Below are 13524 nucleotides of genomic sequence, written 5' to 3'. Positions count from 1 at the left end.
TTTCCCCTGAACTGGTAGTAAAGTTTAGTGATTTTATAATGGTTTGATCCAAGAATTTCGGTTTTCATGCCGTCTAGCAGATGACGAGATGGCGTGGTTTTCATTCATTCTGAGTGAATTGACCAGTGGCGGCAGCGTCTTAAGCCCCAAGCATTCGCCGTTTATGGTTTGTAGGATGTTCATTGTAAGCACGTTAAGTTCGGGTGATCCTGTATATTGCCACTAGAATGGATTGGCGGCGCGGAGAAAATCTGGTCGAACAAGTCGCAGCACCCGACAGCTAGTAGCTGTCGAGTTTGCGACAGGTAACCTTTTTACGACATTGTATCTATAATTCGCATATCGGCGCATGATCGCTGCCGGTGTGCTTTACGTTCGGTAAAAAATGAACTCTACAAATCCCTATANATTGGCCGTTTTAGGTTTGTAGTCTGCTCATTTTAAGCATGTTAAGTTAAGGTTGTCCTGTTTAATGCCACTAGAATGGATTGGCAGCGCGGAGAAAATCTGGTCGAACAAGTCGCAGCACCCGACAGCTAGTAGCTGTCGAGTTTGCGACAGGTAACCTTTTTACGACATTGTATCTATAATTCGCATATCGGCGCATGATCGCTGCCGGTGTGCTTTACGTTCGGCAAAAAATTATGAAGGCATCCCGATACAAAGTTGTTTCATATGTTTTTGCTGCTGTCTTGGCAATTTGCACATCGATACTTGCGGCGTTTTTCCTGTTTGCAATAGCGTTTAACACTTCATGGGATAAACTAAGAGGTGAGTTTATGCCTGTCTATTTTGGTATGATTATTGGTGTCATTATATCTACTTTGATTCTACCAAGATGGGTCTATTTCATATCATTTGTTGCCTTATCACTTCCGGTACTGGTGCTGTGTTTTATTGCATTTCAGAATGCCTCTTTCCTCATAGATCTCGTGTTAATCGTTGCATTCTGCTCCTGTTGGTCGTGGTTGCTGAATATTACAAATCAAGCCGAACAAGTCGCAGCACCCGACAGCTAGTAGCTGACAGGCCAAGTTTTTCGGCTGGTTTACAGAATTGAAACTTATAAATTGGTGCATCTGGTACATCGCTGCCGGTGTGCTTTACGTTATGCAAAAAATTAGCACGCACAAATCAACACATGGCGAATAATTGGAACATCCCTAAATGGCTTGAAGACGAAGTCCGAGATAGAGACAAGGTTTGCGTATATTGCGGTTGCGAGTTTACCCCTGTAAAAATCTCTAGAAAGTCTGCTGCAAGTTGGGAGCATATCATTAATGACGCCAAGATAATAACCCGTGAAAATATAGCTCTCTGTTGTTGCGGTTGTAATGCTAGTAAGGGGCAGAAGCAGCTTTCGGTTTGGCTTCAAACTAGATACTGTAAAGAACGAGACATTTCACCCGAATCAGTAGCTGACGTCATTAAGCAAGCAATAGACAAAGGGTTGTAATATGAGCAAATCCTGCCAATAAAACAACTAGCATAACAAGTCGTTGCACCCGACGGCTAGTAGCTGACTGGCCAAGTTTTTGCTACTGTTTGAGAGAATTGAAACTTTAACCATTTCATCATCGGTTACATCGCCGCCGGTGAACTTTACGTTCGGCAAAAAATATGTCCACAAATAGAACTCATACGCGAAATGGTTGGTTTATCACGTTTACTAAGAACGTGCATATGTATTGTCACGAGTTAACGGTATCAAAAAGCGGTAAGGTATACTCGATTCAATGTGAAGACCTCGCTCGGTGTAGCGCAGTTGGAATTTGGCCATACAGTCTTGAAATCGATGATGATGAATATTTAGATCTTCTAGAAGGTCTTCGTGAATGGGCCTCTAATCAAAGTTTTGAATATCGTCTCTACACAAAGCGAGGAAGCTTTGAGTCGAGTTTGCCTTGAAAAATATACAAGCCGAACAAGTCGCAGCACCCGACAGCTAGTAGCTGTCGGGCCAGGATTTAGCGACTTGGGAATGGCGATTGAAACTTATAAATCTTGCGCATCTGGTACATCGCTGCCGGTGTGCTTTACGTTCTGCAAAAAATGAAGCTGCTCGCAAGTATCGCAGTCTGCGCACTCTTCACGGGTTGCGGAAGTAAACCTGTGACTGATAAGCCATCTCTTATTGAGATCGTTGGTGTGTGGGAGTGTTCGGAGTTTCCATCAGGGTTTCTGAGACAAGCTGGTAGTGTTGACGACACACCAATGAGTCGGATCACAATTCGTGATGACGGGACTTGCACTGCATCCCACTTTCCTCAGCGAACGCCGTATCGATTCATCGACGTAGCCAATTCATCGTGGGCGCTTACAGATCCATCTATTACGCCTAGCGGAGCATGGAGCATTGAATTTAACGGGAATTTCCTTCAGTGTCGGCGGGCTGGTGAACACCTCGAACTTCGCTACCTTATCAGTGGTAAGGGCGAATACTCCGTGAATTACAAACGAGCAGAACAAGTCGTTGCACCCGATGGCTAGTAGCTAACCTGCCAAGTTTTTCGACCATTAACCAAAATTGAAACTTTAACCGTTTATCTGGGCTTTCATCGCCACGGGTGAACTTTACGTTGGGCAAAAAAATGAACCAGCTATTTCAAGCATACACACGCGCATGCCGTCGCGTAGTTTCTCGTGGAAGATGCTGGCGTAGTTATGTATTTGATCTGTTGATTGTTGGTGGAATTCCTCTGGCCTTGGTTTTTCTATTATTAGGAGTTCTTGCCTTTGCTGGCATTCCAGCACTTGAATCTGATGGAGTTCCCATCACAGGAGTCGAAGCGTTAATGACATCTTTGATTATTTCGCTGGTTGGCATTCCATTATTGTGTGTGTTTGTTGGAAGTATCGCGTGGTTAATGCATGAGGTTTTTAAGATGCCTTGATTTAATCAACCTCTTTGATTTGAATTAAGAACAACAAGCCCAACAAGTCGCTGCACCCGACGGATAGTAGCTGCGCAGCCAGATTTTCTGGTGACTTAAACCATTCAAACACAGTAGAGTATCCCGCCACTATCCGCCGGTGAGCTTTACGTTAGGCAAAAAAATCCATGAAATCCCAAATCAAAGAGGTATTGCAAGTTTTCAGAAGTTGCCGCCGCCTTTCGGACGATCCAAATGATCAGTCACGCTTAGACAAGCAGATCGAGGCTTTGAAGTGTATACAAAAGTCTCTAGATGAATTTGGATCTATGCGCTATCAGATATCCTCATTTGAGAAGTTATTGTGTGACCCTTGGATGAATGACCAATCTGCTTTTGATCAAGTTTACTCTGCATGGGACAGCTTCCGTAATTCGTTTAAGCGTTACGTTGGTGGAATGACGGTTAATGAAAGGTTGTGCTATTTCGGGCTTATGGATGATTATGATCAGAGCGTTGGTCGCCCGCTCGAGATGAGATCGGTTCTCCTCGCTGTGTTTCTCTCAGAGTCGAACATAGATGCAATAATACGAGCCTAACAAGTCGCAGCACCCGACGGCTAGTAGCTACCGGGCCAGGATTTGACGACTGTTCAATAGAATTGAGACTTTAACGATTGCATCAGCGGTTACATCGCCGCCGGTGTGCTTTACGTTCTGCAAAAAATACGCAGCACTTCCAGAAAGGTTGATTATTCCGAATCGGCTCGAAGGATGAAACCATAAGCTAGTTCACTCAGTGGAATCATTGGTTTTCCCCGCGAGGCACACGAATTCGGGTGTCACGTTTCATAAATTGTGAGCAAGAAAGCTTGATTACGATTCGCTCTTGAAAGGAACCAGAAAAGTGGGGGGAACTAATCGGCAGAACAAGTCGCAGCACCCGACAGCTAGTAGCTGTCGAGTTTGCGACAGGTAACCTTTTTACGACATTGTATCTTTAATTCGTATGCCGACGCCTGATCGCTGCCGGTGTGCTTTACGTTCGGCAATAATAATATGAAGACACTCCCCAACATCGCCTTAATGCTATTCAGCAGTTTTTATGTGTATTCCAATGATGAAGGATTGACTGCGTTGAAGACACATGCTGCTGTCAAAAAAATCACAGCGGAGAACATCAAGAATGGTATTTCGACAGCTGTCTGGAATGCCGAGAAATCAGCTGTGGTCGCATGTTTTAGAGGCCGTGAAGCAACGTTGTGTCTTGTGGCGTATAAGAATGGTGATAGTTATTCCATATCTGATGTTAGTAAGGTTGAGTCGTACAATTTTGGTAAATTGGGCTTTAGGCGTTCCCACTATTCTCGATTTCTGACTGAGCCGATTAAGTGGAAAGAAGATGAGGCTGGATTTACGTATCAAGGCTTCGGCGCGGCAGCTAAGTACGAGATCTATTTTCGAACTAGAGCGTGGACTAAGGGGCAGCGATACACAGTTGGTGAGCCATTGGTCTTGACTGCTTCGTGGAAGCCGCTTTGGCGTTAACACAATAGTGCCGAACAAGTCGCAGCACCCGACAGCTAGTAGCTGTCGAGTTTGCGACAGGTAACCTTTTTACGTCATCGTATCTTTAATTCGCATATCGACGCCTGATCGCTGCCGGTGTGCTTTACGTTAGACAAAAAATATATGATTATACGTCTCCTCACATTTTGGTCCATAACGCTCTTTATTGCGCCCAATTCTCAAGCAAAGCGCCCTCAAGTAGCTAGCTATATGAAGGGCAAGGCATCAATGAATGAAGCCGCCCTTTCAGCTCTGGACAAGATAGCTAAAGGTGAACTCAAGATTAAATACAATAGTTCTGGTGTTTATGGTGATGGAGGTAGCACAGGTATGATTTTTGATTTATCTAATTCGCGGCTGCTTACTGTCTTTGTTCCATTTTGGTCAGCTCGCTACCCATCCGATATAAGGCTCCGGGTAAGCAATAAAGATGATAATGGCATTCCTTGGAGTAACACTCTTGGAGAGAATCTTCCGCTTAAGACAGCTCTCATCAAGGCGATTAAAAAAATAAAGACTACCGCTCTTGATAAGGCTACCATATCTGAACTAGAAAACCTTCTGACAGCCATCAACAGAAAACCAGATGAATCAATCAAGTATGAAGCAGCCGATGTAGAGGTGGCTGATGACCCTTTTTCATGTGATTGAGACTAGAATTAATTCAGTCTAACAAGTCGCTGCACCCGACGGAGAGTAGCTGCGTAGCCAGATTTTTCTGGTGGTTTGAACCATTAATAACAAAGTAAAGTTTCCCCTCACTCTCCGCCGGTGAGCTTTACGTTCTGCAAAAAATAAGCTCCGTATGATCGATACTTGTGAAAAAATACTAGATCGCGAAATCAAATCTGGTCGATCCTCACTTGATGATGAGTCAAAGAGAGTTTTCCACCTTTATCGTTTCCTTAGCTACTACGAAAATGGCGGAATCTCGGGACTTCTTTATAACTTGTCCCCAGCGTGGAATGATCTCTCCGAGCTGGCATCGATTACAGCTGATCTCAATCATCTGGCATTGTCTAAAGCAGTTGAAGGTGTTCATCGTCTTGTCAGCCGCGGTCCTGAAGAGTATAAGGGGACTTGGGAGGGATGGATTAATCTCACTGATCCTAATGGCGATTTAGATAAGTATGATTCTCAGATATTTGATCTCTATGAGGTGCTTTGGCATGATCTGGAGCGACTGACTAGCTAAGTAAAACAAGCAGAACAAGTCGTTGCACCCGACAGCTAGTAGCTGACTGGCCAAGTTTTGTAACGGGTTAATAGAATTGAAACTTTAACCGTTTATCGACGCTTTCATCGCTGCGGGTGAACTTTACGTTATGCAAAAAATATGAAACCCACATTACCTATACTCGGAATTATAGCCCTAAGCTCTTTTATATCTTCTTGTGACTCGAAGAACAATTCTGTGAAGGAACGAGATACTCCGAAAGAATCTGTTTCATACGATTCAAAGACTTCTCAGAAAATCACGAAGATTATATCAGAGTTGCTTTCTCTGAAGCAGGATCAAATTAAGCCAGATCATGCAATAATTGGAGACTTAGGGGCTGATTCGCTCGACGCTGTTGAGTTGATTATGTGGATTGAGGAGGATTTTAACATATCCATTGCAGATGCAGATGCTGAGAAGCTAGTTACGGTTGGTGATTTGATCCGCTATGTTGAGCGTAAAACTAAGAAATCAAAATCGGCATAACAAGTCGCTGCACCCGACGGAGAGTAGCTGCGTAGCCAGATTTTCTGGTGGTTTGAACCATTAACAACAAAGTAAAGTTTCCCCTCACTCTCCGCCAGTGAGCTTTACGTTAGCCAATAATAATATGAATAACCTTTTAAAGCTAATCACCATATTTAGCATTTTGGCCTGTCCTGGCGCCTACGCTGACAAAAACAAATCAGGGGGCAAGGTAAGGGTTGTGCATATCACGGATCATCATATAACACCTAAGATTGCCCGTTTGGAGACGACAGACGCAAAGGTGCTCATCCTTACGAAATATGCTCCTTCAGATCTTAAAGCCCAAGATTTAGTTGCTGGATCACTATTGATTCCTTCTGAATGGGCATCTAAGCGTAATGTTACGCTTAGGGTGCGCGCCCCTAAGAGCAAGGATGCATACGATATTGTTTTGAATGTTGCTCTCATGAATCTAGGCCGAAGCCAACTCAAGGGATACGAAAACTACAACACCTTTGATTTTATAATCCGAGGTGATTTTTTTAGACATTCCGTATTTGTTTTTCAAGATGACAAGGGCTTGATTAATCTGCACTGCCATAAAAAATCGGGCTAACAAGTCGCAGCACCCGACAGCTAGTAGCTGTCGGGCCAGGATTTCGCTTCTTTGGAATAGAGATTGAAACTTTAAACTTTGTCACATCTGGTACATCGCTGCCGGTGTGCTTTACGTTCTGCAAAAAAATGAATTTACCATTTATTCAGCCGCTTATCGTAATTTGTGCCTTTTTGTTTGTTCAACAATTACCTGCACAAGCTAAAGAAATAGCATCGTCACGCTCTACAGTTAAACTGAGTGTAGTGGGTATTTATGGTGAATCAGATTTACGATTAGTTAGGATTTCAGCGGTATCTAGTGATAATAAGAAGCATGAGGCTCATTTCCTCCTCGATAACAAAGGGCTGAAGACGATGACCATTCCTCAGGGATTTCCGTTAAGAGTTACCTTGTGGAGGCCTACTAAGGATACACCGTATGCAGTTGTTGTTCTTGAGAGATCGAAGGCTGGCTCTGCTACTGAACTAATCGAGGCTGTAGCATTACGCTTTGATTTTACCGATTTTTTAGACGCTAAGCTATTCAAACAGTTGAAAGATACCCATTCGTCTATTTCTGATGACTCCGACAGGGATGATGCAGAAAACAAATAAGCAGAACAAGTCGCAGCACCCGACCGCTAGTAGCTGACCGGCCAGGTTTTTCGCCTGTTTTTCATAATTGAAACTTTAATCTTTGCGCATCTGGCACATCGCGGCCGGTGTGCTTTACGTTGGGCAAAAGAATGCAGTGAAAAGCATAATCACATTAGGAGGTCGTTTGACGATAGGCATTACCGTTGTCTGGTCGGTTTGCTTTATGTGCCTAATAAATATTGGTGAAGGTGCTGTGCGTTGGCTATCTGATGCTCTCGAAGTAGTAGTTGTTGGATTAGCTTTGCCACTGGGGTTATTGGGGAGTCTTGGCGTTATGGGAGGAGGATGGCATCCTATTCTTGATGGCGCATTAATCGTAACGAATTTCTTTCTATTGGGATATGGATTATCTGGTATTTGGAGACTAATTTGCTTCTTTCGTAAAGTCTTCAGTTTAGCTGGGAGTGATACACGAGCATCTTAAGAAATAACAAGCCCAACAAGACGTTGCACCCGATGGCTAGTAGCTGATCTGCCAAGTTTTTCGACCATTAATCAGAATTGAAACTTTAACCGTTTATCCGAGCTTTCATCGCCACGGGTGAACTCTACGTTCGACAAAAAATTGAATCTTTTAGATCCATCAAAGGCTAGATCTGGCGGCTCAAGGCTTTTTTATATCGTATTTTGAGCGTCATTCTTCCAGTGGCGCTTTTTTGTGCCTGAATTAACGATGGTTTTCCCCTGAACTGGTAGTAAAGTTTAGTGATTTTATAATGGTTTGATCCAAAAATTTCGGTTTTCATGCCGTCTAGCAGATGACGAGATGGCGTGGTTTTCATTCATTCTGAGTGAATTGACCAGTGGCGGCAGCGTTTCAAGTCTCAAGTATTGGCCGTTTTAGGTTTGTAGTCTGCTCATTTTAAGCATGTTAAGTTAAGGTTGTCCTGTTTAATGCCACTAGAATGGATTGGCAGCGCGGAGAAAATCTGGTCGAACAAGTCGCAGCACCCGACAGCTAGTAGCTGTCGGGCCAGGATTTGGCGACTTTGGAATGGCGATTGAAACTTATAAACTTTGCGCAACTGGTACATCGCTGCCGGTGTGCTTTACGTTATGCAAAAAATAATATCTATCACTGCCACTTGTCCTGTTTGAGTCAAAGGTATTGCATGTATTCGTTATGATCACAGAAGACAAAATTAGGGTGTATCATAAGTTTGATGGTGATATTGACGGCTTCAGCCGATCTGGCGGATGTGGTGATATTACTGATGATGATTGGAGGTGGCTCGACAGAATATTCATGAGATTACACATGGTATTGTCGGTTGATGTTTCCAAAGAGTTCAAGGAGATCACATTTCGTGAGATCCGAAGTATGGTCGACTCTGAGAAAACAGCACAATTACTTCAAACCATTGCTAATAAAAAACTGGCATAACAAGACGTTGCACCCGACGGCTAGTAGCTGCCGGGCCAGATTTCGCTACTGTCCTTAAGAATTGAAACTTTAATCATTTCATCTGCGGTTACATCGCCGCCGGTGAACTTTACGTTCGGTAAAAATAATCTCAAACCAATTGGTTTCCGGTTATGTATAAGTATTCTTGGTTCAGTTGGTTTTTGCAGTTTTGTTTTGGGGCGTTTCTAGGGGGACTGGCATTTGGTTCTATAAGTTTACGTGCTACCAGGTATTCTGCAGGGAATGGAATGTGGGAATGTTTCTATTGTGGACTAGCATTTACAGTCGGAGGAGGTCTGTTCTTAGGAGGATTAAGTGCTTATTATGGTGATCGAATGTGGATGCCTCGGGGCCTATTTGACTCAGCAGTTCCAGAAAAATCAAAAGCGGCCAATATTTCGGCGTTAGCAATCTCAGTAATTGGAGTTTTATCCTCAATTATAGCGCTCATAGCCATTTGGATATAATTGACCGAACAAGTCGCAGCACCCGACAGCTAGTAGCTGTCGAGTTTGCGACTGGTAACCTCTTTACGTCATTGTATCTTTAATTCGCATATCGGCGCCTGATCGCTGCCGGTGTGCTTTACGTTAGCTATAAAAAACTCATGCATGATGAGTCCGACATAAGTAGCCCGATTTGTGAACATTGCTGTCAAATCAATGCACCTGAAACTCCTCGTTGCTCTGAGTGCAATAGCCCATTGGGCGATTTTGCCTCCACTGCACCGTGGGAGATGGGGACTGCAAGAAGTTCGGCTTATCCACCTATCAGAAATTCTAAGACAAAGCCCATCATATTCTGGGGGATATGGATGTTATTTGGACCCGCTGCTTATCATTTCTTGCGGTTTGCCTGTTTTACTTCCTTCAGAATGTTGACGGAAGGAGGGATGACGTTCCATGAAGATGGCGAAATTATGGGTGGTCTAATACTAGTAACGCTGTTTAGCTTTTTATGTGGCTTGCTCAGTGTTTGGGTTTTGTGGTCAGTGACAAAGGTGTATCTTAAAAAGAACAAAAAATTAAGCTAACAAGTCGCAGCACCCGACAGCTAGTAGCTGTCGGGCCAGGATTTAGCGACTTTGGAATAGAGATTGAAACTTATAAACTTTGCGCAACTGGTACATCGCTGCCGGTGTGCTTTACGTTCTGCAAAAAAAACTAAGAACTTCCAGAAAGGTTGATAATTCCGAATCGGCTTGAAGGGTGAAACCATAAGTTTGATTACTCAGTGAAATCATCGGCTTTCCTTGCAAGGCACACGAATTCGGGTGTCACGTTCCATAAGTTTGTTCACTCAGTGACATCATCGGCTTTCCTTGTAAGGCACACGAATTCGGGTGTCACGTTTCGTAAATTGAGGGCAAGAAAGGTTGATTCCGAGTCGCTCTTGAAAGGGACCAGAAAAGCGCGGGGAACTAATCGGCAGAACAAGTCGCAGCACCCGACAGCTAGTAGTTGACTGGCCAGGTTTTTCGGCTGGTTTACAGAATTGAAACTTATAATCTTTGCGCAACTGGTACATCGCTGCCGGTGTGCTTTACGTTCTGCAAAAAAAACTAAGCACTTCCAGAAAGGTTGATAATTCCGAATCGGCTTGAAGGGTGAAACCATAAGTTTGATTACTCAGTGAAATCATCGGCTTTCCTTGCAAGGCACACGAATTCGGGTGTCACGTTCCATAAGTTTGTTCACTCAGTGACATCATTGGTTTTCCCCGCAAGGCACACGAATTCGGGTGTCACGCTTCATAAATTGAGAGCAAGAAAGGATGGTTCCGAGTCGCACTTGAAAGTAACCAGAAAAGCGGGGGGAACTAATCGGCAGAACAAGTCGCAGCACCCGACCGCTAGTAGCTGACCGGCCAGGTTTTTCGCCTGTTTTTCATAATTGAAACTTTAATCTTTGCGCATCTGGCACATCGCGGCCGGTGTGCTTTACGTTCTGCAAAAAAATATCAGCTTTCTGGTTATATATAAATTCATGAAATCAATAATTGTTATATTTTTGTTCAGCGTTACAAATTTACTATCACAAAGTTTAAAATTTGAAACTAAGGATGGTGTTGTTCTAGCTGTAGGTACTGTTGAAGCTAAAAATGGAATTCGGCCTATGATTAAACTGGAGATTATAAATAAAACCAAATCAGAACTGCAATTTAAGGTGCCAAATAAAAGTCGAGGTTTCTCTTTTGAGGCTAAAGATATTGAGGGGAAGTTAGTTAATCTGTTGCCGTCATGGATCAAAAGTAATATGCCCTCACGGCTTGGTCATAATAGTACATCCTCGTTCAATATTGGGCGCAATGAAAAATTCATTCACGAGTTTAATTTTGAACAAGCATATGGTGATGAATGGATGGATATACATACAATAGTTGTAACTTGGGACCCTATGTCCACCATAACCACTGTGGTCTCAAAAGAAGGAGAAGGTGTTTATGCGAACCCTGATGCAAAACTTAAAATTAGTGAAAGGGGCATAATTTTAACAATAGATAATTACGCATTAAAAAGCATGTTGAAGAACATGTAAGTGATTTTACAGTAAAAACCGACTGAATATAAAAATCAGCAGAACAAGTCGTTGCACCCGACCGCTAGTAGCTGACGTGTCAGATTTTTCTGGCTGTATTTTAGAATTAAAACTTTAATCGTTTATCGCGCTTTCATCGCGGCCGGTGAACTTTACGTTGGGCAAAAAAATATGAGTTTTCGCAATAGTTATCTCTTAGCCATGATCATCACCATCTTGTTTGCGGTGGGGAATCTGGTGAGCGGTTTCAATATCTATGCTTGTCTTGTATTACTTGTTCTTGGCGTGCCTCCATTTTTGCCACTAAGCGTGAGGTCAGGAGATCGACTAGCCTTCATCACATCTCTAGTTTTTGCGGGTTTATCAATTATAATACTTGTGAGTTGCATGAACATGTTCGCCGCCGCTGAGTCGTTGTCAGACTTTGAAGGGCCTAATGGAGAGGGGGCGCCTATTGCCCCTATAATTGCTGTATTTATGTTTGGCTTATTCTTTGCGATTCCGTGGATTATAGCGTCTCTCAGAGGCTACAAGCATATAAAACAACAAGCCCAACAAGTCGTTGCACCCGACCGCTAGTAGCTGCCAGGCCAGGTATTTCGGCGGTTCTACAAGATTGAAACTTTAACTATTTATCGACGCTTACATCGCGGCCGGTGAACTTTACGTTCTGCAAAAAATGGACTTCGATACTATTAGGCCAGTCATTTCCGGGTTAGTCGGCGCGACGATTGCAGGCTATCTTGCTGTGAGGTTTGCGAAACAACTTCCTCATGCGGCTCATCGTGCAAAACAAAAAAAACTAGCAAAGGATCAAAAGATTGTAATTCGAGTCGCTAATATTGGAGCTGGTATTGGTCTAGTTTCAGGCCTCATGCTGTATTATAGCGGTTTCTTAGATTCTCGCGATTGGAGAGGCTTTGGGCTGACGATGGGGTTAATGGCTCTACTGCCTATGCTTGTAATAATTATCGGGAATTTGCGGGGAGGGTTACATCAAGTTTACGATGGTTTTACAGCCTATTCACTGGCTCAGAAGACTCCTTCAAACATACTTTTTCCTCTTATGGGCTTAATGGTTTGCGGAGGAATCTGGGCAGCTATCGAATTCGTTCGCTAATAAAAAAAAGGCAGAACAAGTCGCAGCACCCGACCGTTAGCAGCTTACTGGCCAGGTTTTTCGGCTGTTCTACACGATTGAAACTTATAAACTTATGCATCTGGTTCATCACGGCCGGTGTGCTTTACGTTAGGCAACTTAAATATCACAACTTCAACATATAGACACCATGCACATTCTATTTGGCATCTTGATGGCACTTATAGGCTTGTTTTTCGCGGCAAGCGCAACGCTCCGCAGCGATTTCATCATTTACAAGCTCTTAGTTGCACGATCTCAGATTCTCTGGCGTGATCGGGTTTATCTATTCCACCAGGTTGTCGGCGTAATTCTTATCGTGCTTGGGTTGTTGTGGGCCTGTGAGGTGATCTGGACGGAAGCATGATATATTAGAGATTCTGATGCTATAAATTAACAGCCTAACAAGACGTTGCACACCAATCCATGAGTAGCTGCGCAGCCAAGTTTTTGCTTGGTTTAAACCATTTATCAAAAAGTATAGTTTCCTCCCACTCATGGATGGGTGAACTTTACGTTGGGCAAAAAAAGTAACTATTCGCTATGAAGTCGCGTCACTACTTAATCGCTGTTACAGGTTGTTCGTTATACTGCATGATCTCTCTACATATATTGGTCGCAGTTCTACCAAAGATGGCCATAGTTATAGCGGCCTTCATTTCTTATCCACTGATAGCAATAGTCATGAATTGGGCGGAATCAGAATACTTGACACCCGCTGTCAGTGATTTCCCTATGTTGATGCTGTGTTATCCGCTTTACTTTGCTGCTATTTTTTCGCCACTGTTGCTGCTAGCTAAAAAACAACAAGCCCAACAAGTCGTTGCACCCGATGGCTAGTAGCTGAAGTGCCAGGTTTTTCGACCATTAATCAGAATTGAAACATTAACCGTTTATCCGAGCTTTCATCGCCACGGGTGAACTTTACGTTCGATAAAAAATGAAAATACAAATAGCTTTGATCACCTTAATAGTTGGTTTGATCTTTGGATGTAAGAACGGTGAGCCTACTTCCGTCACTCACGAGTGTCGAAATATCAGATCACCGTCCCAACCCGGAGG

Annotated in this window: 17 protein-coding genes; all 17 read left to right on the top strand. The window is 43.3% G+C overall.

All coding sequences use genetic code 11. The features are described from left to right. The first annotated feature begins 605 nt into the window (after nt 1-605). Nucleotides 606-1019 carry a hypothetical protein gene (locus HW115_RS18685; RefSeq protein WP_178934983.1) on the top strand — a complete coding sequence of 138 codons (414 nt, stop codon included), beginning with the start codon at nt 606-608 and terminating at the stop codon, nt 1017-1019. Nucleotides 1020-1141: 122 nt separating this feature from the next. Then, complete coding sequence (locus HW115_RS20220; protein WP_343219717.1) at nt 1142-1456, top strand: HNH endonuclease; 315 nt, start codon at nt 1142-1144, stop codon at nt 1454-1456. A gap of 548 nt (nt 1457-2004) precedes the next feature. Continuing rightward, nucleotides 2005-2490 (top strand): hypothetical protein, encoded by a 486-nt coding sequence (locus HW115_RS18680; RefSeq protein ID WP_178934980.1) that lies wholly within the window; start codon nt 2005-2007, stop codon nt 2488-2490. 101 nt (nt 2491-2591) lie between these two features. Further along, nucleotides 2592-2894, top strand: coding sequence for a hypothetical protein (locus HW115_RS18675; RefSeq protein ID WP_178934978.1), 303 nt, complete (start codon nt 2592-2594; stop codon nt 2892-2894). A gap of 167 nt (nt 2895-3061) precedes the next feature. Continuing rightward, on the top strand, nt 3062-3472 hold the full coding sequence (locus HW115_RS18670; protein ID WP_178934976.1) for a hypothetical protein: 411 nt from the start codon (nt 3062-3064) through the stop codon (nt 3470-3472). Nucleotides 3473-3931: 459 nt separating this feature from the next. Further along, nucleotides 3932-4420, top strand: coding sequence for a hypothetical protein (locus tag HW115_RS18665; RefSeq protein ID WP_178934974.1), 489 nt, complete (start codon nt 3932-3934; stop codon nt 4418-4420). Between the two features lie 144 nt (nt 4421-4564). Then, the gene (locus tag HW115_RS18660) at nt 4565-5092 is read left to right on the top strand and encodes a hypothetical protein (protein ID WP_227021670.1); all 528 of its coding nucleotides are present in this window, start codon (nt 4565-4567) and stop codon (nt 5090-5092) included. Nucleotides 5093-5246: 154 nt separating this feature from the next. Continuing rightward, a complete protein-coding gene (locus tag HW115_RS18655; protein ID WP_178934970.1) occupies nt 5247-5636 on the top strand; it encodes a DMP19 family protein in 390 nt (129 codons plus the stop codon). A 219-nt stretch (nt 5637-5855) separates the two neighbouring features. Further along, the gene (gene acpP, locus HW115_RS18650) at nt 5856-6146 is read left to right on the top strand and encodes an acyl carrier protein (RefSeq protein ID WP_343219718.1); all 291 of its coding nucleotides are present in this window, start codon (nt 5856-5858) and stop codon (nt 6144-6146) included. A 124-nt stretch (nt 6147-6270) separates the two neighbouring features. After that, the gene (locus tag HW115_RS18645) at nt 6271-6744 is read left to right on the top strand and encodes a hypothetical protein (protein ID WP_178934966.1); all 474 of its coding nucleotides are present in this window, start codon (nt 6271-6273) and stop codon (nt 6742-6744) included. A 128-nt stretch (nt 6745-6872) separates the two neighbouring features. After that, on the top strand, nt 6873-7340 hold the full coding sequence (locus HW115_RS18640) for a hypothetical protein (RefSeq protein WP_178934964.1): 468 nt from the start codon (nt 6873-6875) through the stop codon (nt 7338-7340). A 136-nt stretch (nt 7341-7476) separates the two neighbouring features. Then, on the top strand, nt 7477-7806 hold the full coding sequence (locus tag HW115_RS18635; protein WP_178934962.1) for a hypothetical protein: 330 nt from the start codon (nt 7477-7479) through the stop codon (nt 7804-7806). A 699-nt stretch (nt 7807-8505) separates the two neighbouring features. Continuing rightward, on the top strand, nt 8506-8766 hold the full coding sequence (locus HW115_RS18630) for a hypothetical protein (RefSeq protein ID WP_178934960.1): 261 nt from the start codon (nt 8506-8508) through the stop codon (nt 8764-8766). 2006 nt (nt 8767-10772) lie between these two features. Beyond that, complete coding sequence (locus tag HW115_RS18625) at nt 10773-11324, top strand: hypothetical protein (RefSeq protein WP_178934958.1); 552 nt, start codon at nt 10773-10775, stop codon at nt 11322-11324. A 201-nt stretch (nt 11325-11525) separates the two neighbouring features. Further along, complete coding sequence (locus HW115_RS18620) at nt 11526-11903, top strand: hypothetical protein (RefSeq protein ID WP_178934956.1); 378 nt, start codon at nt 11526-11528, stop codon at nt 11901-11903. A gap of 100 nt (nt 11904-12003) precedes the next feature. Continuing rightward, nucleotides 12004-12444 carry a hypothetical protein gene (locus HW115_RS18615; protein ID WP_178934954.1) on the top strand — a complete coding sequence of 147 codons (441 nt, stop codon included), beginning with the start codon at nt 12004-12006 and terminating at the stop codon, nt 12442-12444. Nucleotides 12445-13146: 702 nt separating this feature from the next. Beyond that, complete coding sequence (locus HW115_RS18610; protein WP_178934952.1) at nt 13147-13302, top strand: hypothetical protein; 156 nt, start codon at nt 13147-13149, stop codon at nt 13300-13302. Nucleotides 13303-13524: the final 222 nt, after the last annotated feature.

It is taken from the genome of Oceaniferula marina (assembly GCF_013391475.1).
Taxonomy (GTDB): Bacteria; Verrucomicrobiota; Verrucomicrobiia; order Verrucomicrobiales; family Akkermansiaceae; genus Oceaniferula; species Oceaniferula marina.
This window is presented reverse-complemented; position numbering and strand designations above follow the sequence as displayed.

Excerpts from the sequence above, each read along its gene's own strand:
- HW115_RS18685 (WP_178934983.1), top strand. The coding sequence starts at position 606 with ATGATCGCTGCCGGTGTGCTTTACGTTCGGCAAAAAATTATGAAGGCA.
- HW115_RS20220 (WP_343219717.1), top strand. The coding sequence starts at position 1,142 with ATGGCGAATAATTGGAACATCCCTAAATGGCTTGAAGACGAAGTCCGA.
- HW115_RS18675 (WP_178934978.1), top strand. The coding sequence starts at position 2,592 with ATGAACCAGCTATTTCAAGCATACACACGCGCATGCCGTCGCGTAGTT.
- HW115_RS18670 (WP_178934976.1), top strand. The coding sequence starts at position 3,062 with ATGAAATCCCAAATCAAAGAGGTATTGCAAGTTTTCAGAAGTTGCCGC.
- HW115_RS18665 (WP_178934974.1), top strand. The coding sequence starts at position 3,932 with ATGAAGACACTCCCCAACATCGCCTTAATGCTATTCAGCAGTTTTTAT.
- HW115_RS18660 (WP_227021670.1), top strand. The coding sequence starts at position 4,565 with ATGATTATACGTCTCCTCACATTTTGGTCCATAACGCTCTTTATTGCG.
- HW115_RS18655 (WP_178934970.1), top strand. The coding sequence starts at position 5,247 with ATGATCGATACTTGTGAAAAAATACTAGATCGCGAAATCAAATCTGGT.
- HW115_RS18645 (WP_178934966.1), top strand. The coding sequence starts at position 6,271 with ATGAATAACCTTTTAAAGCTAATCACCATATTTAGCATTTTGGCCTGT.
- HW115_RS18640 (WP_178934964.1), top strand. The coding sequence starts at position 6,873 with ATGAATTTACCATTTATTCAGCCGCTTATCGTAATTTGTGCCTTTTTG.
- HW115_RS18630 (WP_178934960.1), top strand. The coding sequence starts at position 8,506 with ATGATCACAGAAGACAAAATTAGGGTGTATCATAAGTTTGATGGTGAT.
- HW115_RS18625 (WP_178934958.1), top strand. The coding sequence starts at position 10,773 with ATGAAATCAATAATTGTTATATTTTTGTTCAGCGTTACAAATTTACTA.
- HW115_RS18620 (WP_178934956.1), top strand. The coding sequence starts at position 11,526 with ATGATCATCACCATCTTGTTTGCGGTGGGGAATCTGGTGAGCGGTTTC.
- HW115_RS18615 (WP_178934954.1), top strand. The coding sequence starts at position 12,004 with ATGGACTTCGATACTATTAGGCCAGTCATTTCCGGGTTAGTCGGCGCG.
- HW115_RS18610 (WP_178934952.1), top strand. The coding sequence starts at position 13,147 with ATGAATTGGGCGGAATCAGAATACTTGACACCCGCTGTCAGTGATTTC.